The organism is Azospirillum sp. UENF 111221 (assembly GCF_058780625.1).
Genome location: NZ_JBSNCH010000002.1, coordinates 318,913 through 342,362 on the forward strand (window position 1 = coordinate 318,913; position 23,450 = coordinate 342,362).

Genomic DNA, 23,450 nt, shown 5'->3' on the forward strand with positions numbered 1-23,450 from the left:
GTGGAGTACCCCGCACTGGCCGTCCGGCGGGATCGGAATAGACCAGTGAAGCATGGACAGGGAACGTTCGCGCACCAATCCTCAGTCCTTCGTCCGGCGCCCAGGCCGGACCGGTGGCTGGATGGAGGGTGCGTATGCGTGCATACCGTCTCTTGGCCCACGTCTTGGCGCGCGCCTTCGCCCCTGCGGTCGCCCGTCTTCCGATCCTCGCCCTTTTATGCCTGCCCGCATTCGTTGTCCCGGCCGTGGCGCAGACGCCGGTGGACGTGGAACTGGTCTTTGCGGTCGACGTGTCCGGCAGCGTCGATCCGGACGAGGCGAAGCTTCAGCGCAACGGCTATGTCCAGGCCCTGCTGAACCCGAAGGTGCAGGCGGCGATCCGCGGCGGCCCCTTCGGCCGGATCAGCGCCACCTATGTGGAATGGGCGGGGGAAAGCCACCAGCACACCGTCGTCGGCTGGACCGAACTGAGCGATCCGGCCAGCATCGAACGCTTCGCCGCCAGCGTGGCGGAGGCGCCGATGATGACGGAGCAGTGGACCTCGATCAGCGCGGTCATCGACTACGCCGTCCCGCTGTTCGGCAACAACGGGTTCGAGGGGACGCGGCGGGTCATCGACATTTCGGGCGACGGCGAGAACAACCGCGGCCGTCCGGTGGAGGAGGCGCGCGACGCCGCGGTCGCCCGCGGCATCACCATCAACGGCCTGCCGATCCTGAACGACCGCCCCAACCCCTGGGGCGGGGCAGCGCCGAACGATCTGGAAGCCTATTACCGCGAGCATGTCATCGGCGGCCCCGGCGCCTTCCTGGTGCCCGCCCGCGACTTCGACGCCTTCGCCGACGCCATCCTCAGCAAATTGCTGCTGGAGGTGTCGGGCGTTCCGCCGACCGGGCGGGGGCGAGGGCGGGACTTCGCCGCCCACTGACCGGGCGAGAGGCGGTCAGTTCACCGTCCGGCCGTCAGTTGACCGTGCGGTCGATGGCGCGGCCGGCCTTTTCCGCCGGGCCCGGCGGATCGATGGCGTCCTTGACGCTCTGGCCCGCATTGTCGAGGGACTTGCCGGCCCGCTCGGCCGGGCCTTCCTGGTGGCAGGCGGCCACGGCGACCAGCGGCAGGACCAGGGCGGCGGCGCGCAAAAGCCTCAGCATCGGATTCTCCTTCACTCGTGGCGCGCGGCGTCCGGTGATGGGCGGCGCGCTGCAGTGCGGAAGGAACGCCATGGCCGGGCTTCGGGTTCGCCCGCCTAGCCGATTTCTCCGCCGACGGCCACACCTGGGCCGGAACGCTGCCGTTCAAGCTACTCCCCCTGATCGCGCCTTCCTCTCTCCAGTCTGCATTTTGTGTTCTACGGTCAACTGCCCACCGCGGCACCCGTGCCACTCTTGCGTCCATGATGAGACGGGCGGGAGGCCGGCATGGCTGGTTACCAGTGCGACCTGGGGCGGCAGCGCCATCGGTTCGACGATCTGAAGGCGGTGATGGCCTGCGCCTCGCCGCGGCGGTCGGGCGACGAGCTGGCGGGCATCGCCGCCGACAGCGACGAACGGCGGGTGGCGGCGCGCATGGTGCTGGCCAACCTGCCGATGAAAACCTTCCTGACCGAGGTGCTGGTCCCCTACGAGACCGACGAGGTGACGCGGCTGATCATCGACCGCCATGACGCCGAGGCCTTCCGGCCGGTGGCGCACATGACGGTCGGGCAGTTCCGCGACTGGCTGCTGTCCTACCAGGCCGACACCGCCGCGCTGGCCGCACTCGCCCCCGGCTTGACACCGGAAATGGTGGCGGCGGCATCCAAGCTGATGCGCAACCACGACTTGGTCTGCGTCGCCGCCAAATGCTCGGTCGTCACCCGCTTCCGCACCACGGTCGGGTTGCCGGGGCGGCTGTCGAGCCGCCTGCAGCCCAACCATCCGACCGACGACCCGACCGGCATCGCCGCCTCGACACTCGACGGGCTGCTCTACGGCATCGGCGACGCGGTGATCGGCATCAACCCGGCGACCGACAATGTCCCGGCCTGCATCGCTCTCCTGGAGATGCTGGACGCCGTCCGCACCCGCTTCGACATCCCTGTGCAGTCCTGCGTGCTGGCCCATGTCACCACGACGATGCAGGCGATGGAGCGCGGGGCGCCGGTCGATCTGGTGTTCCAGTCCATCGCCGGCACCGAGAAGGCCAACCGTGGCTTCGGCGTCACCCTGTCCTTGCTGGCCGAGGCGCAGGAGGCGGCGAAATCGCTCAAGCGCGGTACCATCGGCGACAACGTCATGTATTTCGAGACCGGCCAGGGATCGGCGCTGTCGGCCGATGCCCATTTCGGTGTCGACCAGCAGACGGTGGAGACCCGCGCCTATGCCGTCGCCCGCGCCTTCGACCCGCTGCTGGTCAACACGGTGGTCGGCTTCATCGGACCCGAATATCTGTACGACGCCAAGCAGATCACCCGCGCCGGGCTGGAAGACCATTTCTGCGCCAAGCTGCTCGGCGTGCCGATGGGCTGCGACGCCTGCTACACCAACCATGCCGAGGCCGACCAGGACGACATGGACGTCCTGATGACGATGCTGGCGACCGCGGGCGTCAATTTCCTGATCGCGGTGCCCGGCGCCGACGACATCATGCTGAATTACCAGAGCCTGTCCTACCACGACGTGCTCGGCCTGCGGCATCTGCTGAAACGCCCGCCGGCCCCGGAGTTCGAGGCGTGGCTGGACAAGGCCGGCTGGCTAGACGAGCAGCGCCGCCTGCCGCCCTGGCCCGACCAGAGCCTCGTCGTCTCCGCCCTGCTGGGGAGTGCGGCCCGATGAGCGACACTCCCAAGGATAAACCGCAGGATCCGTGGGCGCGCTTCCGCAGCGCCACCCGTGCCCGCATCGCGCTCGGCCGCAGCGGCGACGCCCTGCCGACCAAGGCTCTGCTGGAGTTCCAACTGGCCCATGCCCGTGCCCGCGACGCTGTCCACAGTGCGGTCGATTTCGACCGTCTGGCCGCCGACCTGTCGCCGCTGGAGACCATCCGCGTCCACAGCGCCGCGCCCGACCGGCCGACCTATCTGCGCCGCCCGGACCTCGGCCGCCGGCTCGACCCGGCCAGCGCCGCCGGGCTGCCGGCAGGGGAGTGGGATCTGGTCTTCGTGATCGCCGACGGGCTGTCGGCCGCCGCGGTGCAGATCAACGCCGCGCCGCTGGTCCAGGCCTGCATGGCGCGGCTGGGGCATCTGCGCATCGGCCCGGTGGTGCTGGCGGAGCAAGCCCGCGTGGCGCTGGGCGACGAGGTGGCCGCTGCCATGGGCGCCCGGCTGGTGGCGCTGCTGGTGGGGGAGCGGCCCGGCCTGTCGGCCGCGGAATCGCTGGGGGTCTATCTGACCTGGGAGCCCAGGCCCGGCCGCGCCGATTCCGAACGGAACTGCATATCGAACATCCATTCCGACGGCCTGTCGATCCAGACGGCCGCCGACAAGCTGTGCTGGCTCGCCACCGAGGCGGCGCGGCTGAAACTGACGGGGGTCGCCCTGAAGGAGGACGCCCCGTCGCTCGCCGGTGCGGACAACGAGAAAAACCAACTGACCGACCGGTCGTGAGAGAGCGCCGCCAACGGCATCAACGCCACTGAATCCAAAGCCTTGAACAGGGGCAGGAGGCAACATGTCTGGGAACACGAAACCTGAATTGAGCAAAAGCCTGAGCGGGCTCCATCTTTGGGGCATCGCCGTCGGGCTGGTGATTTCCGGCGAATATTTCGGCTGGAGCTACGGCTGGGCGGCGGCGGGGACGCTGGGCTTCCTCGTCACCACGATCCTGATCGCGGCGATGTACACCACCTTCATCTTCAGCTTCACCGAACTGACCACCGCCATTCCCCATGCCGGCGGTCCCTTCGCCTACAGCTACCGCGCCTTCGGGCCCAAGGGCGGCTTCGTCGCCGGCTTCGCCACCCTGATCGAGTTCGTCTTCGCCCCGCCGGCCATCGCACTCGCCATCGGCGCCTATCTGAACGTGCAGTTCCCCGGGCTCGACCCGAAGACCGCCGCGGTCGGCGCCTACATCCTGTTCATGGGGCTGAACATCGCCGGCGTCTCCATCGCCGCCACCTTCGAGCTGTTCGTCACCATCCTGGCGATCATCGAGCTGGTGGTGTTCATGGGCGTCGTCTATCCCGGCTTCTCCTGGGCCAACTTCACCGCCAACGGCTGGGCGGGGCAGGCCAGCTTCAGCAAGGACGCGCTGGGCGGCATCTTCGCCGCGATCCCCTTCGCCATCTGGTTCTTCCTGGCCATCGAGGGGGCGGCCATGGCGGCGGAGGAGACCAAGGACCCGAAGCGCACCGTGCCGCGCGCCTATATCGGCGGCATCCTGACGCTGGTGGTGCTAGCCTTCGGTACGATGATCTTCGCCGGCGGCGTTGGCGACTGGAACGCGCTGTCCAACATCAACGATCCGCTGCCGCAGGCGATGAAGGCGGTGGTCGGTGAGTCGAGCGGCTGGCTGCACATGCTGGTCTGGATCGGCCTGTTCGGCCTGATCGCCTCCTTCCACGGCATCATCATGGGCTATTCGCGCCAGATCTTCGCGCTGTCCCGCGCCGGCTTCCTGCCGCCGGTTCTGGCCCGCCTGCACCCGACGCGCAAGACCCCGCACTGGGCGATCCTGGCCGGCGGCGTGATCGGCATCGCCGCCATCTATTCCGACGAGCTGATCCAGATCGGCGGCCAGCCGCTGACCGCCAACATCGTCACCATGTCGGTCTTCGGCGCCATCGTCATGTACATCATGAGCATGGCGGCGCTGTTCCGGCTGCGCGCCACCGAACCGGCGCTGGAGCGTCCGTTCCGCGCGCCCTTCTATCCGGTGTTCCCGGCGATCTCGCTGGTGCTGGCGGTGCTGGCCCTGGTGACGATGGTCTACTACAACACCCTGGTCTTCGGGCTGTTCGTGGCGCTGTTCGCTCTCGGCTACCTGTTCCACCTCGCCACCGCCGGCATGCGGGTCAAGGCCGGCGGGGCCGCAGGGCTGACGCACATGGATGCCTTCACCGAGGCGCGGAGCATGGTTGACTGAGAGCTTTCAACTGGTTGACGTCAGAAAAGGGGCGCCGGTGTTCGGCGCCCCTTTTCTGTTTTCACTCGCCGTCGTGGCTTTGGATGAAGCTGCGGATTTCCGGCAGGATGGCTTCGCGCCAGCGGCGGCCGTTGAAGATGCCGTAATGGCCGACACCCTTCTGGAAATGCGTCTTGCGCATCTCGTCCGGCAGCGACGAGCACAGGCGCTGCGCCGCGATGGTCTGGCCGGGGGCGGAGATGTCGTCCAGCTCACCTTCCACCGTCATCACTGCGGTCTTGCGGATCGCCGACGGCTCCACCTTGCGGCCGCGCGACATCATGGTGCCTTCGGGCAGGGCGTGCTTCTGGAACACCGTCTCGATGGTCTGCAGGTAGAAGTCCGCCGACAAATCCATCACCGACAGATATTCGTCGTAGAAGCGGCGATGCTGCTCGGCCGAATCGCCGTCGCCGCGGACGAGATGGCGGAACAGCCCGACATGCTCGTTGATGTGACGGTCGAGGTTCATCGACATGAAGCCCGACAGCTGGATGAAGCCCGGATAGACGCGGCGGAAGGCGCCCGGATAATAGACCGGGACCGTGGTGATCACGCTGCGCTCGAACCATTTCAGCGGGCGTTCCATCGCCAGCTTGACCGGCACCGTCGGGTTGGCCATCGGATCGATGGGGCCGCCCATCAGGGTCATGCTGCGCGCCTGCACCGGCTCGTCCGCCGCCGCCATCAGCGACACCGCCGCCATCACCGGAACCGCCGGCTGGCACACCGCGATGACGTGGGTGTTGGGGCCGAGGAAGCGGATCAGCTCCGCCACCGTGTCGATGTAGTCGTCCAGATCGAAGCGACCGGCCGACATCGGCACCAGCCGCGCGTCGATCCAGTCGGTGATGTAGACGTCATGGTCGCGCATCAGCGCTTCCACCGTGCCGCGCAGCAGCGTGGCGTGATGGCCCGACATCGGGGCGACCAGCAGCACCTTCGGCTGGCGCGGCGTGCCGTCCGGCTTGGCGAAGTTCAGCAGCTTGCAGAAGGGCGACTGCCAGACGAACCGCTCGGTGACCGGAACGGTCTGCCCGTCGACCACCGTCTCCGGCAGACCGAAGGCGGGCTTGCCGAAGCGGCGGGTAGTCCGCTCCACCAGCTCGGCCCCGGCGGCGACCGCCCGGCCCAGCTTGGTGTAGGACAAGGGCATCAACGGGTTCTGGAAAGTCTGCTGGGCGGCTTCGGCCCAGAAACGCATCGGCCGCATGGCAGCGTGTTGCATGTCGTACAGGTGATACAGCAAATCAGAATCCTCACGTCACGGCTACCCCCGGGCGGCCAGGGTTCGTTGTTCCTTCGATCAGCGCATTGATCGTATGACCAACCATATCCTTCGTCGGGGATCGCGTATAGGTCAAGAGCCTCTTCGCATTTGCAAAGCTCTGTTGTTCAAAGAACATTGCGGTGCACAAAAAATTATCAACTGCAACAATCCCGCTATGACCTAAGCGCGTGACTCCGTTGGTCATACTGACGTTCTGGAGCGGCCTTCGACGATCAGGGGACGGCGAGCACGGCGCGGACCGGCAGATGGTCCGATGCCCGACGGGTGAGGACGGTGCGGATCACCTCGAAAGCGGGGATTTGCAGGCCGCCCGTCACATAGATGCGGTCGAGCCGCAGGGTCGGCATGCGGGCGTGGAAGCTGCGCGGATTGGCGACGTCGGCGAAGGAGGACGCCAGCTGGCGCAGCCGGGGGGAACTGGGCGTCCATTCGTTGAGGTCGCCCATGAACAGGGTCGGCAGCTCCGGCTGGCTCTCCACCCGCGACACTATGTCGCCGACCTGCTTTGCCCGTTCCCAGGGGTCGAGGCCGAGATGGGCGACGATCACCCGCACGGGGCGGCCCTGCACCTCAACCACCGCGTCGATGCCGCCGCGCGGCTCGCGCTTGCCGACCGACAGGTCCAGCGTCTCCATCGACCGCACCGGCAGGCGGGTCAGCAGGCAGTTGCCGTAATGGGCGCGCTCGCTGTGCTTGGTCGGGCCGGCATAGGCTTTCAGCCCGGTGTTGCGCTCCAGGAAGGCGAACTGGTCCATGCCCGATTCGCCGCGGTGGTGCCAGCCGACCTCCTGCAGGCCGATCAGATCGACGTCGAGGTCGCGGATCACCTGGGCGATGCGGTCGGGGGCGAAGCGGGCATCGAGCCCGACGCAGCTGTGGATGTTCCAGGTGGCGACGCTGAGCGCCGCCATGCCGTCGGGAACGGGGAGGCTGCGGCGGTCGGCACGGCGGGGGCGGCGGGAGCGGGCTGCGCGCAACACGGCGGCGATGCGCTGGACACGGTCGCGGCTGAAACGGATCACGGTTCCAAATTCCTTTCCTTTGGCCTTTCGTCAGCCCTGTCGTCTTGCCGGCCCGGCGTTTTGCCGGCCCGATCCCGGCCGGAGCGGCCGAGAAGCCGGCTGGTCAGCCAGCCCAGCCCGATCGCCAGCGCCGCCATACCCGCCAGCAGGGCGAAGTCGGCGGCGCCGGGATTCGTTATGGTGCGCTCAAGCTGGTGCCCGAGCAGATTGAAGGCAAGGATGCCGGGTGCAAGACCGACCATTGTGCCGATCACGAAATCGCCGAAGCTCAGCTTCGAGGCGCCGGCGGCGAGATTGACCACGGTGTAGGGCGCAATCGGCACGGCGCGCACGCCGGCCACCGCGGCGATGCCGCTGTCGGCCAGCTTCCCGTTGATGCGGGCGATCAGCGGGCCGCCATGGCGGTCCAGCAGGTCGCGCCCGGCAATCCGCCCGGTCCAGAACATCGCCGCCGCCGAGGCGACCGCCCCGGCCATCGCGGTGGGGAAGCCCCACCACGGCCCCATGACGATGGCGGTGGCGGCGATCATCACCGTCAGCGGGAACATGACGTAGCCGCCGGCGACATAGGCCAGCATCAGCCACAGCGGCGCCAGCGGGCTGTCGCCCAGGCTGTGGAAGGCCGACATCACGGCCTCCAGCGTTGCCCAGTCCCGCAGCGCCGTGTAGCGCCACATGCCCCACAGCCCCAGCAGCGCCAATATGCCGGCCAGAGTCAGCCAATGGCGCGTGCGCGGGATGCGCGACGGCAGCACGCGGCGGACGATCTCCACCGCGCCGACGGGGTGTTCGGGATCGAAGACGCGGGCGTCGGCCACCGCGGCAGCCAGCCCGTCCGGCTCGGGGTCGTGCAGCGGCTCCAGCGTGCGGCCGACCGGCTTGCGCAGCTGGTCGATGGCCGCGGCGAGCGAGCCCAGCCGCCGGTGCGCCGCCGCCACCTCCGCCGCCGTGGAGCCCAGATGCTCGGCGATCAGGTCGTCGCGGGTGTGCAGGATGGCGCGGCGGGTGTCGGCATGCTCCGGCCCCGGCCCGGCCTCCAGCGCCAGGTCGCACTCGGTGTCGAGCCCCATGGAGCGGTTGTTCAGGTTGGCCGAGCCGATGCGCAGCAGCCGGTCGTCGACCACCATCACCTTGGCATGGACGGTGATGCAGGCGCCGCCGTCGGTCAGCGCGGCGAACAGGCGGAAGCGGCCATGGCGGTCGGCCTCGCGCAATTCCTGGGTCAGCCGGGCGCGGGCGCCGAGCATGACGGTGTTCTCCAGCCAGCTTGTGGTGCGCACCGGGTTGACGACGATCACCTCCGGGCCGTCGGGCTCCGCCAGCCGGGCCTTCAGCGCCTCGGCCACCGCGGTGGAGGCGAAATACTGGCTTTCCAGATAGATGACGTCGCGCGCCGCGGCGATGGCCGCCAGATAGAGCGCCTCGACCTCGCGGATCTCGTCGCGCCCGTTGCAGGCGGGGTCGGTGCGGGCGATGCCGACGCGCACGCCGCGCAGCATCGGCTCGAAGCCCGGCGGCCAGGGATCGGCGGCCAGCGGATGGCGGCGGGCGGGCCGGCCGGGGGCAGGGGCGGGGGGCTTCAGCGTCTCGCCGGTGGCGCGTGCCCAGCGGTCGCGGAACATCTCGCCCAGCGCGCGGGCGGCGTCGCCGTCCACCGCCATCATCACGTCGTGGAATGGCTCGTAGGGCTTGCCGTCGGGCTGGCGCCGCCGCGGGTCATGGGCATGGTGGGCGCGGGTGTCCCAGCGGTTGGCGGTGATGTCCAGCCCGCCGCAGAAGGCGACCCGGTCGTCGATCACCAGCATCTTCTGGTGATGGCAGGCGCCGGTCGGGTGGTCGCTGTCCAGCCGGTATTGCAGGCGCCGGTGGGTCAGCCAGTTGCGCAGCATGAAGGGGTGCGACCAGCGGGCGAGGTCGAACAGCTCGGCATAGTCCCACTTCAGCACATGGATGTGCAGGTCGGGCCGGGTGGTCGCCAGCCAGTTCAGCAGCGTGCCCAGCCGGTCGGGCCGGCGCGGCCGGCGGGTCTGCGGCATCAGGCGGATGCGGGCGTCGAAATCCCAGGCGGTCAGGTAGATGCTGCGCCGGGCGCGCCGCATGGCGGCCTTGGCCAGAGCGAAATAATCCTCTCCATCGACGATCACGCCAAGCCTTGCGGTGTCCTCCACCCGCCAGCAGGTCTGCCCCGGTTGCAGGATCGGCCGCAGCACACCGGCCGATCCGGCGATGTCGGGCGTCGATCCGGCTGACGGAAGCGGCTGGGGCGAGTGGGCGTACATGGCGTCCGATCGGGTGGGTGTCCTGGGTCATAACATGTGGGAAGGCCGATCCTTCCCCACCCTTCGCCATTTGGTGAAAGCCAATGGGAATTGCAGCCACCCCGGCCACGCCCACGGTCGAAAAATTGACCCCGGCGGCGGCGTTCCGGGGCCCCGGAGCCGCTCGATTGACCTCGCTCAGTGCGGGCGGGTGCCGGGCGTGGCAGGAGTTGAGCCGTCGTCGGGCACCGCCTTCGAGGGGACCGCAGAGCATGAAGATCGCTATCGGCACCAAGGATTTCGCCACCATCGCCACCCATGGCGGCCGCACCCGCCGCTTCCTGGTCTATGAGGCCGATGCCGGCACCGCCCCGGTGGAGGCCGGGCGGATCGAACTGGGGGAGGAGGAGGTGCTGCACCTCTGCGGCGACGGCCGGCCCCATCCCATCGATGCGGTGCGGGTGGTCATCACCGGATCGTCGGGCGCCGGCTTCGTCGCCCACATGAAGCGCCGCGGCATCGAACCGGTGACGACGACGGAAACCGACCCGCTGCGGGCGATCCAGGGCTGGTTCGCCGGCACGCTGGAGCCGGCGGCGGAACCGGCGCATCCCCATGAGCACCATGACGGTGACGGGCACGCAATCCCCTCTCCCCCGGGGAGAGGGGAAGCACTTAGACCGGGAAGCTGACGCTGGCCGTGGTGCCGGCGGCGTCGCTGTCGGTGGACAGCGTGTCGCCGAGCTGGCCGGCCAGCGCTTCGGCCAGCATCAGCCCGTCCTCGGCGGTGGTGTCGAAACCAGCGGGCAGGGCGCGGCCGTTGTCCTCCACCGTCAGGCGGGCGCGGCCGCTGTCGCCCTGCTGGCGCACGGTGATGCGGATCCAGCCGTCGTCGGGGAAGGCATGGTGCAGGCAGCTCGTCACCAGCTCCGCGATGATCAGGCCGAGCGGCATCGCCTCGTACAGGCCGATCTGGATCGGGTCGGAATTGACGGTCACCGGCACGCGCGACAGGGCGCCCGGCGTGCCTTCCCGCACCGCCTCGCAGAGTGCCGTGACATAGCGGCCGAGATCGACATGGGTGCCGGCACCGCTCTCGTGCAGCTGGCGGTAGAGGATCGCCAGCGCCTCGATGCGGACCATGGTCTGCTCGTAGGCGGCACGGGCGTCGGGATCGCGGATGCGTCCGGCCTGCAGCTTCAGCAGGCTGATGACCAGTTGCAGGCTGTTCTTGGCACGATGCTGCAACTCCCGCAGCTCGGCTTCCAACTCCTGGATGCGCGCCGTCAGCCGGTCGGCCGGAGACAGGCCGGACACGCCTGACGCGATGCCGTCGCCGGTCTGGTCCGGAGGAGAATAGGCGGTCTGCGACCGCGGAAGCATCGGCATGGGGACGGACTCGGCTCGATCGTCACGGGTAAGGATCGTCGAAAACATTCGTCAATCTAAGCGCTTGTCCGGCAGGCCCCACCGGTTCTGAGGGAGTAACCCGCCGCGCCTAGCCGATATGACCGGGCCGTTATGAGAGAGGTGGCGTAGCGCTCACGCTGCATCCTGCCGTATGTCTGACGCCGCGACCGAAAGAAAGCCAAAAGAAATATTGTATCCCTCGGTTGCACTGGCAAGAGTGCCCCGATGACGATACGCAAAAGCTTGGCCTGGGGCCTGCTGCTGGTCGCCCTGTCCGGCGGTTGCGCCGCCGTGGTCGGTGCCGGCGGCGACTCCGACCCCACCCCCGGCCCCCTTTCCGTCACCGCCTCCGCGGTGCCGCTCGACCGCGGACGGCCGGACAAGGTCGCGGTCGGGCCGCTGCGCTTTCTGGGCGGTCTGGACATCGCCGGGGGCGAGCGGGTCGGCGGCCTGTCCGGCCTTTGGATCGATCCGGCCGGCGACCGCTTCGTCGCCATCGGCGACACCGGGCTGGTGGTGGACGGCCGGCTGCAGACCGATGCCGAAGGCCGGCTCGCCGGCCTGTCGGAGGTCCATGCCCGTCCCTTGCCGGTCGAGGAGGGGATCTCCCATCGCAAGCGCCGCACCGATGCCGAGGATTTGACGCGGCTGCCCGACGGCGGCTGGCTGGTGTCGCTGGAGCGGGACCACCGCATCCTGCGCTACAAGGGCGGCGATGGCAGCGTCCGGGGGCCGGCGGGCACGCCCACGCCGATTCCGATGCCGCCGGGCATGGACAGCACGCCGGAGAATGGCGGGCTGGAGTCGCTGACCCTGCTTCCCGACGGCCGGCTGCTGACCATCGAGGAGGGCAAGGACGACGGCCATCAGGACCGCCGCGCCTGGATAACCCGCATGGGCTCGTCCAGGGACGGCGTGCCGGCGAGCGCCGCCGACTGGCAGCCCTTCACCTACCGGACGGCCCCGCGCTACCGCCCGACCTCCGTCGCCCCGCTGCCGGACGGCGGCGTGCTGGTGCTGGAACGCCGGGTGTCGCTGCTGGGCGGCTGGTCGTCGCGGCTGGTGCGGGTGGCGGCGCGCCAGTTGACCGCCGGCGCGGTGGTGGACGGCGAGGAACTCGGGCGTCTGGAGACGCCGCTGGTGAACGACAATTTCGAAGGCATCGCCACCCGGCCGGGGCCGGCGGGGGAAACGCTGGTCTATCTGGTCTCCGACAACAATTTCAGTTCGCTTCAGCGCACCTACCTGCTGATGTTCGCCCTGCACGGCCCCTCGTCGTGACCTCCAGGGTGTCCCACCAAAGTCGGACACGGCCGGTGACGCGGGGGGTTTGACAGGGCCATGGCTCTGCGGCTAGCTGGGCGGGGCTGGTTGCAGAGGAAACAATCGTGGTGGCAAGCGATAAGACGGGTGCCGTTCCGGCTCCGGCGGTGCCCACGACCGGGCGGGCGGCGCTGCTGACCGTGCTGGCGATGCTGGCCTTCGCCGCCAACTCCATCCTGTGCCGGCTGGCGCTGACCCAGACCGCCATCGACCCGGCCGGCTTCACCCTGGTGCGCATCGCCTCCGGTGCGGCCAGCCTGTGGCTGATCGCCCGGGCCACCGGGCACGCGAAGGCGGGCGCCGGCAGCTGGGGCGGGGCGGCGGCGCTGCTGGCCTATGCCGCCGCCTTTTCCTTCGCCTATCTGACCATGACCGCGGGGACCGGGGCGCTGCTGCTGTTCGGTGCGGTGCAGGCCACCATGATCCTGGCCGGGCTGTATCGCGGCGAACGGCTGGTGCCGCTGCAATGGGGCGGGCTGGCGCTGGCGCTCGGCGGGCTGGCCCTGCTGCTGGCGCCCGGACTGTCGGCGCCGGACCCGCTGGGGGCGCTGCTGATGCTGGCCGCCGGGGCGGCGTGGGGGATCTATTCCCTGCTGGGACGGGCCAGCCGCGACCCCATCGCCACCACCGCCGGCAATTTCCTGCGCGCCGTCCCGATGGCGGCGGTTCTGGCGCTGGCGGCGGCGCTGGCGGGGCCGCTGTCCGGCGGCGGCCTGCGCTGGGACCAGGGCGGGCTGGTCTATGCGGTGCTATCGGGGGCGCTGGCGTCGGGTGTCGGCTATTCCATCTGGTATGCGGCGCTGCCGGCCCTGACCGCCGCCCGCGCGGCGTCCGTCCAGCTGAGCGTTCCGGTCATCACCGCGCTTGTTGCGGTGCTGGCGCTGGGGGAACGGATCACGCCGGTCCTGGCGCTGTCGTCGGTCGCCGTGCTGGGCGGCATCGCCCTGGTCATTCTGGCCAAGTCGCGGCGGGGATAAGGGCACCCCGCCTCACACCGGAGCGGGCTGTGTCCGCTTCAGTGCCCGCAAGGGCTCCGACCGGTTGCGCAGCCGGGAGGGCGGGAACAGCACGGTGGCGGTGGTGCCCCGGCCCAGCACGCTCGACAGTACGAAGCGGCCGTCCTGCAACTCGACCAGCGACTTGACCAGCGGCAGCCCCAATCCGGTTCCGGCATAGCGGCGGGTGTGGGAGTTGTCGACCTGATGGAAGGGCTCCATCACCTGGTCCAGTTCAATGGCGGGGATGCCGATGCCGGTGTCGCTGACCCGCAGGCGCAGGCTGCGCGCCACCCGGTCGGCCTCGACGACGATCCGCCCGCCGGGCGGGGTGAACTTCACCGCGTTGGACAGCAGGTTCAGCAGGATCTGGCGCACCGCACGGGCATCGGCATAGAGGATGGGCAGGGAGGCGGGCAGCGCCGACGTGAGGGTCACGCCCTTTTCCACCGCCAGCGGCCCCATCTGGCGCAGGCAGTCGCCGATCAGATCGTCGACCGGCAGATCCTCCTGATGCAGCACATATTTGCCCGATTCGATCTTGGTGGTGTCGAGGATGTCGTTGATCAGGCTCAGCAGATGCTGGCCGGACTTGCGGATGTCGCCGACATATTCGGTCTGCTTGGCCGACATCTGGCCGAAGATGCCGCTTTCCAGCGCCTCGGCGAAGCCGATGACGGCGTTCAGCGGGGTGCGCAGTTCGTGGCTCATGTTGGCCAGGAACTGGGTCTTGGCCCGGTTGGCGGCGTCGGAGACCTGCTTGGCGGCGATCAGCTCGGCCTCGATCCGGTGGCGGGCGGCGATGTCCTGGATCAGCCGCTGCTGGCTGTCGCGCAGCGCCCGCTCGCTGTCCTGGAGATCGGCCATCGCCCGTTCCCGCCGCCCCGCCTCGCGCAGCAGGGCGAGCGTCATCGCCGCCAGCACCAGCGTCCCGGCAAGATCGGCCACCGCCAGCGTCATCGCCTTCGACCACCAGTGCGCCAGCACCGCGTCGCGCGACAACGAGACGGTCACCGCCACCGGCATCTCGGCCGACGCGCGATGGCTGAGGATGCGGCGCGGCCCGTCGCTGGCGCTGTCCAGCAGTTCGGTGCCCACCCGCGCCTGCTTCAGCAGCGTGGTGAACAGCGGCAGATGGTGGGCGGACAGGCCGATGTGGCTGTCGTGGTCGGGGAAGCGGGCGATCACCGGCCCGTCGGCGTGATAGAGCGTGACCACCGCGTCGCCGGACAGGGGAAGCGTCTGGTAGAAGCTGCGGAAGGCCATCGGCTCCATCACCGCGACCACCACCCCGGCGAAGCGGCCGTCCGGCGCCTCCAGCCGCCGGCTCATGCTGATGAACCAGGTGTTGGAGGTGCGGCCGCGCACCGGGTTGCCGACGAAGACCGCATCGGCGCCGCCAGGAACCAGCCTGTCGCGGTGCGCCATCAGGTAATCGCGGTCCGACAGGTCGATGCCGGCCGGCTCCAGCGTCTGGGTGTCGTGGATCAGTTTGCCGTCGGCCGACACCACCAGGACGGCGCGGATCAGCGGCGAAAGCGTCGCCTGACGGCGCAGCAGGGCGAAGACATCGGCGTCGCCGCGCTCCCAGCTGTCGGCGCGCACGGCCAGGACCTCGACGATTCCGGCCAGGATTTTCGCCACGCCGGACAGGCTGTCGGTGGCATGGTGCTCCAGCACCAGCGCCATCGCCGCGCTGTCCTCCCGCGCCCGGGCCAGCGTCTCGTCGCGCTGGTGCAGCAGGTCGTGGCCGACCAGGGCGTTGAGGCCCAGGATCAGCGCCACACCGAATGCGCCCATTCCCCCTTTGAGACGCGAGATCAAGCGACGGCCCGCCATGTCCGGTCACGGATCACCCGATCCTACACCGTGCAGGGAATGTCCGGAAGTCGCCTTATCGTAGAATTAAGGGGTTTCCTGTTCCCTCAAAGGCGAACGGAAGTGCTGGAATAGCGCTCCGCGGTCGAGTGCCCCATCGCGTTCAGCACCGCAGCCGTGCCCAGCGCGATCACCGCCGCGGCGGCGAAGCCGAGGATCATTGCCTTCATTCCATCACTCCCTGACACATGCGCGACGTCGGTCGCATAAAAGCAAAGCGGGCGTGGCGGCGCAATCCGCGCTTTCCCGGACGCCGGAGGCCCGGCCGAAACCGCTCAGATCTCGTCGGGACCGACCAGCGTCAGCGAGATGACGTCGCTGTCGATCAGCACCTTGCCGGCATGCTCGAAATTGACGGTGATGCGGTTGCGGATGGCCGACTGCACCTGCCCCAGCCCCCAGTCGGGCTGGTCCGGGTGGCGCACCCAGGCGCCGGGCACCAGCGAATCGTCCATGTCGGGTCCCATCCATCGAACTATTGTACATAGGAAATGCGACCGCCTGTGCGGCGGGGCCGGGACAGTATAGAATCTCCAGCGCCGCGCCGTCGCCGTTCCTTTTTACCGGAGTCTGCCTCGTGACCGAATCGTCCTCCCTCCCCGTCAGCGTCGACATCCGCGTTCTGGAACTGCTGGCGTCGAAGCTCTGCCACGATCTGGTCAGCCCGGTCGGCGCCATCCGCAACGGGCTGGAGCTGATCGAGGAGATGCAGGAGGACGAGGATGGCGGGCCTGCCAGCGGCGGTTCCATCGGCGGGTTCCTGGGCGAGGCGGTGAAGCTGATCGACCATTCCTCCGGCCAGGCCGACCGCCGGCTGCGGGTGTTCCGGCTGGCCTATGGGGTGGCGGGGCGCGACCAGAAGGGCTTCGGCGACGCCCGTGCCGCCGCCGCCGGCTATGTCGAGGGCGGACGCACCCGGCTGGACTGGCCGGAACGGGTGCCCCACGACATGACCGCCCAGCGCCGCGGCGTGGTCAAGCTGGTGCTGAATCTGGTGATGCTGGCGGACGAGGCGCTGACCCATGGCGGGCTGGTCTCCGTCGCCGCCGACGGCGATGAGACGGCGGGCCGCATCACCGTGACCGCCGCCGGCCGGCCGGGCACCCTGAACCCGGAGGCCGCGGCGGCGCTTGCCGGAACGGCGACGGCCGGGGCGCTGACTCCCCGCACCATCCACGCCTATCTGGCCGGCCGGCTGGCCGAAAGCGACGGCTTCCGCATCGCCGTCGCCACCGAAAGCAGCGAGCGGCTGGTCTTCACCGCCGAGTGGTGAGGCGTCCCGCCGCTCTTCCGGCCGCGTCTACAGCTGTTTGAAAATCCGCGGCTCCACCACGACCTGCTCCACCCCGCCGGTGGTCTGGTGGGCCGTGGTGCGCAGCGTGATCGCCAGATTGTGGCGTGCGGCCTCCGCCAGCGCGGCGTTGAGCCGTTCCACGGCTTCGCGCACGGATTGGGCGATTTCGGCGTCGCTCATCGATCCTCCCTGTGAGAATGAACGCTGTGACAAAGGAACCCCGATCCTACCGGTAGCAGCTCCCGGAAGACTCCCTATCGGAAGAGGTAAGGTTCTCTTAATCAGTGTTTGACAGGCTCCCACCCTACCTGGACTGGAGCGCAACCGGCAGCCTTTCGATGCTGCCCGTTCGAGCCGCAGGCCGGCGCGGACCATAAACATTGGGCCTGGGGAATGCGACATGGATGATCTGCTGTCCGAATTTCTGACGGAGACCAACGAAAACCTCTCGGTGCTCGACGTCGAGCTGGTCAGGTTGGAGCAGAATCCCAACAATCCGGAACTGCTGTCGAACATCTTCCGGCTCGTCCACACCATCAAGGGAACCTGCGGCTTCCTCGGCCTGCCCCGCCTGGAAAAGGTGGCGCACGCGTCGGAGAACGTGCTGGGCAAGTTCCGCGATGGCGAACTGACGATCAACCCGGAAGCCGTTTCGCTGATCCTGCAGGCTCTGGACACCATCAAGAGCCTGCTGGCGGTGCTGGAAGCGACCGAGGCGGAACCGCCCGGCGACGACCTGCCGCTGATCGAGCGGCTGAACCTGTGCGCCGAAGGCAAGCTGGGCGGTCCCGCCCCGGCCGCCGCCGCTCCCCCGCCGCCCCCGCCGCCGACCGCGCCTGCGGTTGCCGCGTCGGAATCCCGGCCGGTGACGATGGACGAGCTTGAGGCGCTGTGGAACTCCACGCCCGGCCCGAACGACATTCCCGCTCCAGCGGCCGGCACCGCGGTCGCCACCCGTGCGCCCGAGCCGGCCGAGGAGCCGGCCCAGTCGCACGACCTCGTCGTGCCCGATGCCGAGCCGGTCGCCGCCAAGGTGCCGGCGCCGGTCGCCCCGATGGCCGGTGCTTCGGGCGGCGGCAACGCCGGTGCCGCCGATGCCGGCGCCGAGGCCGCGACCAAGGAATCGGCGGTCGCCGCCCAGACCATCCGCGTCAACGTCGACCTGCTCGAAAACCTGATGACCATGGTGTCGGAGCTGGTGCTGACCCGCAACCAGCTGCTCCAGATCCTGCGGTCGCAGAAGGAGAGCGAGTTCGCGGCACCGCTGCAGCGCCTGAACCATGTGACGTCGGAGCTGCAGGAAGGCGTCATGAAGACGCGCATGCAGCCCATCGGCAACGCCTGGGCCAAGCTGCCGCGTCTGGTGCGCGATCTGGCGCATGAACTGAACAAGAAGATCGACCTCCAGATGCTCGGCGCCGACACCGAGCTGGACCGCCAGGTGCTGGAGCTGATCAAGGATCCGCTGACCCACATGGTGCGCAACAGCGCCGACCATGGGCTGGAGATTCCGGCAGAGCGCGTGAAGGCCGGCAAGACGGAGACCGGCCGCATCACCCTGAACGCCTATCACGAGGGCGGCCACATCATCATCGAGATCCAGGACGACGGTAAGGGCCTTGCCATCGACCGGATCAAGCAGAAGGCGATCCAGAACGGGATGGCGTCGGAAGGCGAGCTGGCCTCGATGACCGACCAGCAGATCATCCAGTTCATCATGAAGCCGGGCTTCTCCACCGCCGCCAAGGTCACCAACGTGTCGGGCCGCGGCGTCGGCATGGACGTGGTGAAGACCAACATCGAGAAGATCGGCGGTACGATCGAGATCAAGTCGGCCCAGGGCAAGGGCTCGACCTTCGTCATCAAGATCCCGCTGACGCTGGCCATCGTCTCGGCCCTGATCGTGGAATGCGCCGGCGAGCGCTTCGCCATCCCGCAGATCAGCGTGGTCGAGCTGGTGCGCGCCGCCGCCGACAGCGAGCACACCATCGAGCGCCTGAAGGGCACTCCGGTCCTGCGCCTGCGCAACCGCCTGCTGCCGCTGGTCTCGCTCCAGCAGCTGCTGCGGCTGGACGACAGCGAGGGCGCCAAGAAGACCGAGGAAGAGACCTTCATCGTCGTCACCCAGGTCGGCACCTACACCTTCGGCATCATGGTCGACCGCGTGTTCGACACCGAGGAAATCGTGGTGAAGCCGGTTGCGCCGATCCTGCGCCACATCGAGATGTTCTCGGGCAACACGATCCTGGGCGACGGCTCGGTCATCATGATCCTGGACCCCAACGGCATAGCGTCGGCCACCGGCGAGATGGCGATGGGCGAGGCTGCCGGCAAGGAGGCTGCCGCGGTCCAGACCCAGCGCCAGGAGGACAAGATGGCGCTCCTGCTGTTCCGCGCCGGCGAGGGCGCGCCCAAGGCGGTGCCGCTGTCGCTGGTCGCCCGCCTGGAGGACGTCGATCTCGCCACGGTCGAGTTGTCGAACGGCCTGCCGGTGGTCCAGTACCGCGGCAAGCTGATGCCGCTGGTCCCGATCGACCCGAACTTCGTCGTCGCCAACGAAGGCCGCCAGCCGGTGCTGGTGTTTGCCGACGGCGACCGCTCGATGGGCCTGATCGTCGACGAGATCGTCGACATCGTGGAGGAGAAGCTGAACGTCCAGCTGGCCGCGGAGCGTCCCGGCCTGATGGGGTCGGCGATCATCGCCGGCAAGGCGACCGAGGTGATCGACGCCGGCTTCTTCCTGACCCAGGCCTACAAGGACTGGTTCGGCTCCTCCACCCAGGAGGGGTTCGAGGAGGAGAAGCTGCAGCGCGTGCTGCTGGTGGACGACAGCCCCTTCTTCCGCAACCTGCTGACGCCGCTGCTGTCGGTCGCCGGCTACGACGTGACGGCGGTGGAGAATGCCGGCGACGCGCTGGCGCTCTGCGAGGCGGGCGAGGACTTCGACGTCATCGTCTCCGACATCGAGATGCCGGGCATGAGCGGCTTCGACTTCGCCGAGGCGGTGCGCCACGGCAGCCGCTGGCAGCGCGTTCCGATGGTGGCGCTGTCCAGCCACGCCAGCGCCCGCGATCTCGACCGCGGCCGGATCGCCGGTTTCAACGACTATGTCGCCAAGTTCGACCGTGACGCGCTGCTCTTCGCGCTCCAGCAGACGCTGACCGACCAGAAAGGTGCCGCATGAGCAACGCCAAGCTGCCGTCCACCGTCCGCAAGTCGCGGGGCGACGATCTCGTCGTCTCCGGCAACCAGGACTTCGTGACCATGACGATCGCCGACCAGATGTTCGGCATCCCGGTCCTTCAGGTGCAGGACGTGCTGGGCCATCAGCGGATCACCCGCATCCCGCTGGCCCCGCCGGAGGTCGCCGGATCGCTGAACCTGCGCGGCCGCATCGTCACCGCCATCGACGTCCGCCTGCGGCTCGGCCTGACCGGCCGTCCGAAGGACAAGCCCGGCATGTCGATCGTCGTCGACCTGCGCGGAGAACTGTACAGCCTGATGGTCGATTCGGTCGGCGAGGTGCTCAGCCTGACCAAGGAGGACTTCGAGCGCAACCCGGCGACCCTGGATCCGCGCTGGCGCGAGGTATCGACCGGAATTTATAGGCTGAACGGTCAGTTGATGGTTGTGCTGGACGTGCCCCGTCTGCTCAACTTCACAACCATCGAGACGGCTTGACGGTTTGCGGCGCCCTGCCCTCCGGGGGAGGGTGCCGCACCGGCCGGCCGGCTTTTGCCGACGAACAGATGACCTGAGGCCCTGCCGCAATGAAATCCTGCCTGGTGGTCGATGACAGCCGCGTTGTCCGCAAGGTCGCGCGCAAGATCCTGGAAGAGCTGAATTTCGCCTGCTCGGAGGCGGAGGACGGCAAGCAGGCGATGGAAGCCTGCGCGGCGCAGATGCCGGACGCCATCCTGCTGGACTGGAACATGCCGGTGATGACCGGGATCGAGTTCCTGCGCCGGTTGCGCAAGATGAGCGGGGGCGAACAGCCCAAGGTGGTGTTCTGCACGACCGAGAACGACCTTGCCCACATCCAGGAGGCGCTGTCCGCCGGGGCCAACGAGTACATCATGAAGCCCTTCGACAGCGACATCATCCAGACCAAGTTCGCGCAGGTCGGCCTTCTGTGACCCCGGGCGGGATGTCGGGAGAGCCAGCGTTGAACCAGTCGAGTTGAAAGGCGAATCGCCGTTATGTCGGACAGTTTTGGCAGAGGTCCCCTCACCACCGCGCGACCGGCCAACCCGGATCCCGTCCGGGTCATGGTGGTGGACGACTCCGCCGTCATCCGCGGCCTGCTGACCCGCGCGCTGGAAGGGGACCCGGACATCCGCGTCGTCACCTCCGTCGGCGACGGCCAGATGGCGGTCAATTCGCTGCAGCGCAATTCCATCGATGTCATCGTGCTGGACATCGAGATGCCGGTGATGGACGGGCTGACCGCCATCCCGAAGCTGCTGGCGGTTGCGCCGCAGGTGAAGATCATCATGGCCTCCACGCTGACGCTGCGCGGGGCCGACGTGTCGATCCGCTGCCTGTCGGCGGGTGCCGCCGATTACATCCCGAAGCCGACCTCCACCCGCGAGATCGGCGGGGCGGAGGACTTCAAGCGCGAGCTGGTCGCCAAGGTCAAGGCGCTGGGCGCAGCCGCCCGGCGCGCCGGATCGCGCTCGCGCGGCGAGATCCGGCCGCTGACCCCGGCGGCTCCGCTGGGGCTGCTGAAGCGCGAGGTCGGGCCGATCGTCACCCGGCCGACTCCGGCCGGCACCATCGCCACCAAGCCGGACGTGATCGCCATCGGCAGTTCCACCGGCGGCCCGCAGGCGCTGTTCGAGGTGCTGTCGCACCTGAAGGCCGGCGTCAGCCAGCCGATCCTGATCACCCAGCACATGCCGGCGACCTTCACCACCATCCTGGCCGAGCACATCACCCGCCAATGCGGGATCGATGCGCGGGAGGCCAAGGACGGCGAGCCGATCGTGCAGAACCGCTGCTACATTGCGCCCGGCGACTTCCACATGCTGGTGACCCAGCGCGGCGGCGCCAACGTGATCGCCCTCAGCAAGGATCCGCCCGAGAATTTCTGCCGCCCGGCGGTCGACCCGATGATGCGGTCGATCCTGAAGACCTTCGGCGGCCGCAAGATCCTGGCCTGCATCCTGACCGGCATGGGACAGGACGGGTTGAAGGGCTGCACCGACGTGGTCAATGGCGGCGGCACCCTGATCGCCCAGGACGAGGCATCGAGCGTGGTCTGGGGCATGCCCGGTGCCGTGGCGCAAGCCGGCATCTGCAATGCCATCCTGCCGCTCAAGGAAATCGGTCCCCACATCCGCAAGCTCGCTTCGAGGGCAGCATGAGAGTCGAAGATTTCGACATGTTCTCCACGCTGCTCAAGCAGCGTTCCGGCCTGGTCCTCACCCGTGACAAGGCGTACCTGCTCGAATCCCGGCTGATGCCGGTGGCGCGCAAGTGGAACATGAAGGGCCTCGAGGAGCTGGCGACCACCGTCCGCACCCGCAAGGACGAGGCGCTGCTGCGTGACATCACGGAAGCGATGACGACCAACGAGTTCGTCCTTCTTCCGCGACCAGAAGCCTTTCGACCAGTTCCGCCAGCTGGTGCTTCCGAAGCTGATGGAGGCGCGGGCGGCCAAGCGGTCCTTGCGCATCTGGTCGGCCGCCTGTTCGTCGGGCCAGGAAGCCTATTCGCTGTCGATGATCCTGAACGACGAGGCGGCGAAGCTGGCCGGCTGGCGCATCGAGATCGTCGGCACCGACATCTCGGCGGAAATGGTGGAGCGGGCGAAGGCCGGCATCTACACCCAGTTCGAGGTGCAGCGCGGCCTGCCGATCACCATGCTGGTGAAGCATTTCAAGCAGAACGGCGACAAGTGGCAGATCAGCCAGCAGCTGCGCCAGATGGCGTCGTTCCGCGAATGGAACCTGCTGGGCGATTTGTCGGCGCTGGGACAGTTCGACATCGTCTTCTGCCGCAACGTGCTGATCTATTTTGACCAGCCGACCAAGGCGAAGGTTCTGGAGTCGATTTCCCGCCAGATGCCGCAGGACGGCGTTCTGTATCTGGGCGGTGCTGAAACGGTGCTGGGCATCACCGACAAGTTCAAGCCGGTGGAGGGCCAGCGCGGCCTCTACAGCCTGGGCGGCTTCTCGGCCGCCGGCGCCAAGGTGGCATAAATCCTGGGATCCTTGTCCTGACGGACGTCATCCCCGCGAAGGCGGGGATCCAGGCTTCCAACTCGATCGTTCGGACGGCTGGATCCCCGCCTTCGCGGGGATGACAGCCGGAAAATGCACCAACTCTCAGGCCGACGGCGTGATCGACTTGATCGGGCCGCGCGGATTGCCGGACATTTCGGCGATCTTGCGATCCTGCGCTTCGAGGAAGGTGCGAATGGAATTCTCGCGGTCGAACTGATCGATGTCGGCGGTCGGCACCTTGCGGTTCGAGGTGCGCGCACCGTCCTGGTAAATCACGTCGAAAAGCGCAAACGCGTTGTCGACGGGCTGTTTCTTCTGACGGGCCATGGCCTGTCCTCCGTATGGTCGCGGTCGGCCGCGCCTGCGGCCGTCCGTTCAGGCATTGTTGGTGTCGGTTTTGGTCTCGGCATCGGCATCGGTGTCGGTCGTCAGGGAATCGTCCTGACTCTCCGTCCCGTCCGGATCGCCGGCGCGGCGGGCGGCGACGCCTTCCTCGCGACGCTGAAGCTTTTCCTGCTTCCTCTGTTCCTTGGCCCGGTTGCGCTCGGCCCGCTGCTGGTTGTAATTCGGTTTGAAAGCCATCGCGGATCTCCTCTGGGCAGAGCCCTGCATCTGGGCGACAGGGACTTGTTCAACACGGAAAAAGGGC

Annotated in this window: 24 protein-coding genes and 1 pseudogene; 13 read left to right on the plus strand and 12 right to left on the minus strand. The window is 68.4% G+C overall.

The window, feature by feature from the left end; translation table 11 throughout:
• Positions 1-134: 134 nt before the first annotated feature.
• A complete protein-coding gene (locus tag ACWPN3_RS06015; protein WP_492243964.1) occupies positions 135-929 on the plus strand; it encodes a DUF1194 domain-containing protein in 795 nt (264 codons plus the stop codon).
• 34 nt (positions 930-963) lie between these two features.
• On the opposite strand, the gene ACWPN3_RS06020 is transcribed toward ACWPN3_RS06015, so the two are convergent.
• Positions 964-1,152: a hypothetical protein gene (locus ACWPN3_RS06020; protein ID WP_244592380.1), complete on the minus strand. Its 189-nt coding sequence runs from the start codon at positions 1,150-1,152 to the stop codon at positions 964-966.
• Positions 1,153-1,419: 267 nt separating this feature from the next.
• Here ACWPN3_RS06020 and ACWPN3_RS06025 point away from each other — a divergent pair, with 267 nt between their 5' ends.
• From ACWPN3_RS06025 to eat, 3 genes are all read left to right on the plus strand, one after another.
• Positions 1,420-2,814 (plus strand): ethanolamine ammonia-lyase subunit EutB, encoded by a 1,395-nt coding sequence (locus ACWPN3_RS06025; RefSeq protein WP_492243963.1) that lies wholly within the window; start codon positions 1,420-1,422, stop codon positions 2,812-2,814.
• Positions 2,811-3,587 carry an ethanolamine ammonia-lyase subunit EutC gene (eutC, locus tag ACWPN3_RS06030; RefSeq protein WP_492243962.1) on the plus strand — a complete coding sequence of 259 codons (777 nt, stop codon included), beginning with the start codon at positions 2,811-2,813 and terminating at the stop codon, positions 3,585-3,587. The genes ACWPN3_RS06025 and eutC overlap by 4 nt, the downstream gene beginning before the upstream one ends.
• A gap of 88 nt (positions 3,588-3,675) precedes the next feature.
• Complete coding sequence (gene eat, locus ACWPN3_RS06035; protein ID WP_492243961.1) at positions 3,676-5,064, plus strand: ethanolamine permease; 1,389 nt, start codon at positions 3,676-3,678, stop codon at positions 5,062-5,064.
• Between the two features lie 61 nt (positions 5,065-5,125).
• Here the strand turns inward: eat and ACWPN3_RS06040 are convergent, their stop codons facing one another.
• The 4 genes from ACWPN3_RS06040 to ACWPN3_RS06055 are packed head-to-tail and all read right to left on the minus strand — an operon-like array spanning position 5,126 to position 9,695.
• Positions 5,126-6,352 (minus strand): polyhydroxyalkanoate depolymerase, encoded by a 1,227-nt coding sequence (locus ACWPN3_RS06040; protein WP_492243960.1) that lies wholly within the window; start codon positions 6,350-6,352, stop codon positions 5,126-5,128.
• 10 nt (positions 6,353-6,362) lie between these two features.
• Positions 6,363-6,578, minus strand: a complete 216-nt coding sequence (locus tag ACWPN3_RS06045; protein WP_492243959.1) for a hypothetical protein — start codon at positions 6,576-6,578, stop codon at positions 6,363-6,365.
• Positions 6,579-6,606: 28 nt separating this feature from the next.
• On the minus strand, positions 6,607-7,416 hold the full coding sequence (locus ACWPN3_RS06050; RefSeq protein ID WP_492243958.1) for an endonuclease/exonuclease/phosphatase family protein: 810 nt from the start codon (positions 7,414-7,416) through the stop codon (positions 6,607-6,609).
• On the minus strand, positions 7,413-9,695 hold the full coding sequence (locus tag ACWPN3_RS06055) for a VTT domain-containing protein (RefSeq protein ID WP_492243957.1): 2,283 nt from the start codon (positions 9,693-9,695) through the stop codon (positions 7,413-7,415). Before ACWPN3_RS06055 ends, ACWPN3_RS06050 begins: the two co-directional genes overlap by 4 nt.
• A 251-nt stretch (positions 9,696-9,946) precedes the next feature.
• On the opposite strand from ACWPN3_RS06055, the gene ACWPN3_RS06060 reads away from it, so the two are divergent.
• Positions 9,947-10,366, plus strand: a complete 420-nt coding sequence (locus ACWPN3_RS06060) for a NifB/NifX family molybdenum-iron cluster-binding protein (protein ID WP_492261176.1) — start codon at positions 9,947-9,949, stop codon at positions 10,364-10,366.
• On the opposite strand, the gene ACWPN3_RS06065 is transcribed toward ACWPN3_RS06060, so the two are convergent.
• The gene (locus tag ACWPN3_RS06065; protein ID WP_098736200.1) at positions 10,350-11,063 is read right to left on the minus strand and encodes a sensor histidine kinase; all 714 of its coding nucleotides are present in this window, start codon (positions 11,061-11,063) and stop codon (positions 10,350-10,352) included. The genes ACWPN3_RS06060 and ACWPN3_RS06065 overlap by 17 nt on opposite strands.
• A 246-nt stretch (positions 11,064-11,309) precedes the next feature.
• On the opposite strand from ACWPN3_RS06065, the gene ACWPN3_RS06070 reads away from it, so the two are divergent.
• On the plus strand, positions 11,310-12,365 hold the full coding sequence (locus ACWPN3_RS06070; RefSeq protein ID WP_492243956.1) for an esterase-like activity of phytase family protein: 1,056 nt from the start codon (positions 11,310-11,312) through the stop codon (positions 12,363-12,365).
• Positions 12,366-12,472: 107 nt separating this feature from the next.
• The gene (locus ACWPN3_RS06075; RefSeq protein ID WP_492243955.1) at positions 12,473-13,384 is read left to right on the plus strand and encodes an EamA family transporter; all 912 of its coding nucleotides are present in this window, start codon (positions 12,473-12,475) and stop codon (positions 13,382-13,384) included.
• Between the two features lie 12 nt (positions 13,385-13,396).
• Here ACWPN3_RS06075 and ACWPN3_RS06080 read toward each other — a convergent pair whose 3' ends face one another.
• The 3 genes from ACWPN3_RS06080 to ACWPN3_RS06090 form a co-directional block, all read right to left on the minus strand.
• A complete protein-coding gene (locus ACWPN3_RS06080) occupies positions 13,397-15,202 on the minus strand; it encodes a sensor histidine kinase (RefSeq protein ID WP_492243954.1) in 1,806 nt (601 codons plus the stop codon).
• A gap of 125 nt (positions 15,203-15,327) precedes the next feature.
• Positions 15,328-15,450, minus strand: coding sequence for a hypothetical protein (locus ACWPN3_RS06085; RefSeq protein ID WP_282188101.1), 123 nt, complete (start codon positions 15,448-15,450; stop codon positions 15,328-15,330).
• 105 nt (positions 15,451-15,555) lie between these two features.
• On the minus strand, positions 15,556-15,735 hold the full coding sequence (locus tag ACWPN3_RS06090; RefSeq protein ID WP_109096461.1) for a DUF3553 domain-containing protein: 180 nt from the start codon (positions 15,733-15,735) through the stop codon (positions 15,556-15,558).
• A 122-nt stretch (positions 15,736-15,857) separates the two neighbouring features.
• Here ACWPN3_RS06090 and ACWPN3_RS06095 point away from each other — a divergent pair, with 122 nt between their 5' ends.
• Positions 15,858-16,553 carry a histidine phosphotransferase family protein gene (locus ACWPN3_RS06095; protein WP_492243953.1) on the plus strand — a complete coding sequence of 232 codons (696 nt, stop codon included), beginning with the start codon at positions 15,858-15,860 and terminating at the stop codon, positions 16,551-16,553.
• 27 nt (positions 16,554-16,580) lie between these two features.
• On the opposite strand, the gene ACWPN3_RS06100 is transcribed toward ACWPN3_RS06095, so the two are convergent.
• Positions 16,581-16,754 (minus strand): hypothetical protein, encoded by a 174-nt coding sequence (locus ACWPN3_RS06100; protein ID WP_174474538.1) that lies wholly within the window; start codon positions 16,752-16,754, stop codon positions 16,581-16,583.
• Between the two features lie 220 nt (positions 16,755-16,974).
• Here ACWPN3_RS06100 and ACWPN3_RS06105 point away from each other — a divergent pair, with 220 nt between their 5' ends.
• The 5 genes and pseudogenes from ACWPN3_RS06105 to ACWPN3_RS06125 all read left to right on the plus strand — a co-directional run bounded on the left by ACWPN3_RS06105 (position 16,975) and on the right by ACWPN3_RS06125 (position 22,777).
• A complete protein-coding gene (locus tag ACWPN3_RS06105; RefSeq protein ID WP_109096463.1) occupies positions 16,975-19,758 on the plus strand; it encodes a hybrid sensor histidine kinase/response regulator in 2,784 nt (927 codons plus the stop codon).
• Positions 19,755-20,255, plus strand: coding sequence for a chemotaxis protein CheW (locus ACWPN3_RS06110; protein WP_109047908.1), 501 nt, complete (start codon positions 19,755-19,757; stop codon positions 20,253-20,255). Before ACWPN3_RS06105 ends, ACWPN3_RS06110 begins: the two co-directional genes overlap by 4 nt.
• An 89-nt stretch (positions 20,256-20,344) precedes the next feature.
• Complete coding sequence (locus tag ACWPN3_RS06115; protein ID WP_045583532.1) at positions 20,345-20,710, plus strand: response regulator; 366 nt, start codon at positions 20,345-20,347, stop codon at positions 20,708-20,710.
• A gap of 63 nt (positions 20,711-20,773) precedes the next feature.
• Entirely contained in the window at positions 20,774-21,940 is a 1,167-nt protein-coding gene (locus tag ACWPN3_RS06120; RefSeq protein ID WP_492243952.1) for a protein-glutamate methylesterase/protein-glutamine glutaminase, read from the plus strand.
• A pseudogene (locus tag ACWPN3_RS06125) lies at positions 21,937-22,777 on the plus strand (CheR family methyltransferase). Before ACWPN3_RS06120 ends, ACWPN3_RS06125 begins: the two are co-directional and overlap by 4 nt.
• 126 nt (positions 22,778-22,903) lie before the next feature.
• Here ACWPN3_RS06125 and ACWPN3_RS06130 read toward each other — a convergent pair.
• Complete coding sequence (locus tag ACWPN3_RS06130) at positions 22,904-23,128, minus strand: hypothetical protein (protein ID WP_109096467.1); 225 nt, start codon at positions 23,126-23,128, stop codon at positions 22,904-22,906.
• 48 nt (positions 23,129-23,176) lie between these two features.
• Positions 23,177-23,383: a hypothetical protein gene (locus ACWPN3_RS06135; protein WP_492243951.1), complete on the minus strand. Its 207-nt coding sequence runs from the start codon at positions 23,381-23,383 to the stop codon at positions 23,177-23,179.
• Between the last annotated feature and the right edge of the window lie 67 nt (positions 23,384-23,450).

Excerpts from the sequence above, each read along its gene's own strand:
- ACWPN3_RS06065 (WP_098736200.1), bottom strand. The coding sequence starts at position 11,063 with ATGCCGATGCTTCCGCGGTCGCAGACCGCCTATTCTCCTCCGGACCAG.
- ACWPN3_RS06135 (WP_492243951.1), bottom strand. The coding sequence starts at position 23,383 with ATGGCTTTCAAACCGAATTACAACCAGCAGCGGGCCGAGCGCAACCGG.
- ACWPN3_RS06070 (WP_492243956.1), top strand. The coding sequence starts at position 11,310 with ATGACGATACGCAAAAGCTTGGCCTGGGGCCTGCTGCTGGTCGCCCTG.
- ACWPN3_RS06045 (WP_492243959.1), bottom strand. The coding sequence starts at position 6,578 with ATGACCAACGGAGTCACGCGCTTAGGTCATAGCGGGATTGTTGCAGTT.
- ACWPN3_RS06025 (WP_492243963.1), top strand. The coding sequence starts at position 1,420 with ATGGCTGGTTACCAGTGCGACCTGGGGCGGCAGCGCCATCGGTTCGAC.
- ACWPN3_RS06130 (WP_109096467.1), bottom strand. The coding sequence starts at position 23,128 with ATGGCCCGTCAGAAGAAACAGCCCGTCGACAACGCGTTTGCGCTTTTC.
- ACWPN3_RS06055 (WP_492243957.1), bottom strand. The coding sequence starts at position 9,695 with ATGTACGCCCACTCGCCCCAGCCGCTTCCGTCAGCCGGATCGACGCCC.
- ACWPN3_RS06020 (WP_244592380.1), bottom strand. The coding sequence starts at position 1,152 with ATGCTGAGGCTTTTGCGCGCCGCCGCCCTGGTCCTGCCGCTGGTCGCC.
- ACWPN3_RS06120 (WP_492243952.1), top strand. The coding sequence starts at position 20,774 with ATGTCGGACAGTTTTGGCAGAGGTCCCCTCACCACCGCGCGACCGGCC.
- ACWPN3_RS06090 (WP_109096461.1), bottom strand. The coding sequence starts at position 15,735 with ATGGACGATTCGCTGGTGCCCGGCGCCTGGGTGCGCCACCCGGACCAG.
- ACWPN3_RS06105 (WP_109096463.1), top strand. The coding sequence starts at position 16,975 with ATGGATGATCTGCTGTCCGAATTTCTGACGGAGACCAACGAAAACCTC.
- ACWPN3_RS06080 (WP_492243954.1), bottom strand. The coding sequence starts at position 15,202 with ATGGGCGCATTCGGTGTGGCGCTGATCCTGGGCCTCAACGCCCTGGTC.
- ACWPN3_RS06015 (WP_492243964.1), top strand. The coding sequence starts at position 135 with ATGCGTGCATACCGTCTCTTGGCCCACGTCTTGGCGCGCGCCTTCGCC.
- eutC (WP_492243962.1), top strand. The coding sequence starts at position 2,811 with ATGAGCGACACTCCCAAGGATAAACCGCAGGATCCGTGGGCGCGCTTC.
- ACWPN3_RS06100 (WP_174474538.1), bottom strand. The coding sequence starts at position 16,754 with ATGAGCGACGCCGAAATCGCCCAATCCGTGCGCGAAGCCGTGGAACGG.
- ACWPN3_RS06085 (WP_282188101.1), bottom strand. The coding sequence starts at position 15,450 with ATGAAGGCAATGATCCTCGGCTTCGCCGCCGCGGCGGTGATCGCGCTG.
- ACWPN3_RS06060 (WP_492261176.1), top strand. The coding sequence starts at position 9,947 with ATGAAGATCGCTATCGGCACCAAGGATTTCGCCACCATCGCCACCCAT.
- ACWPN3_RS06115 (WP_045583532.1), top strand. The coding sequence starts at position 20,345 with ATGAAATCCTGCCTGGTGGTCGATGACAGCCGCGTTGTCCGCAAGGTC.
- ACWPN3_RS06110 (WP_109047908.1), top strand. The coding sequence starts at position 19,755 with ATGAGCAACGCCAAGCTGCCGTCCACCGTCCGCAAGTCGCGGGGCGAC.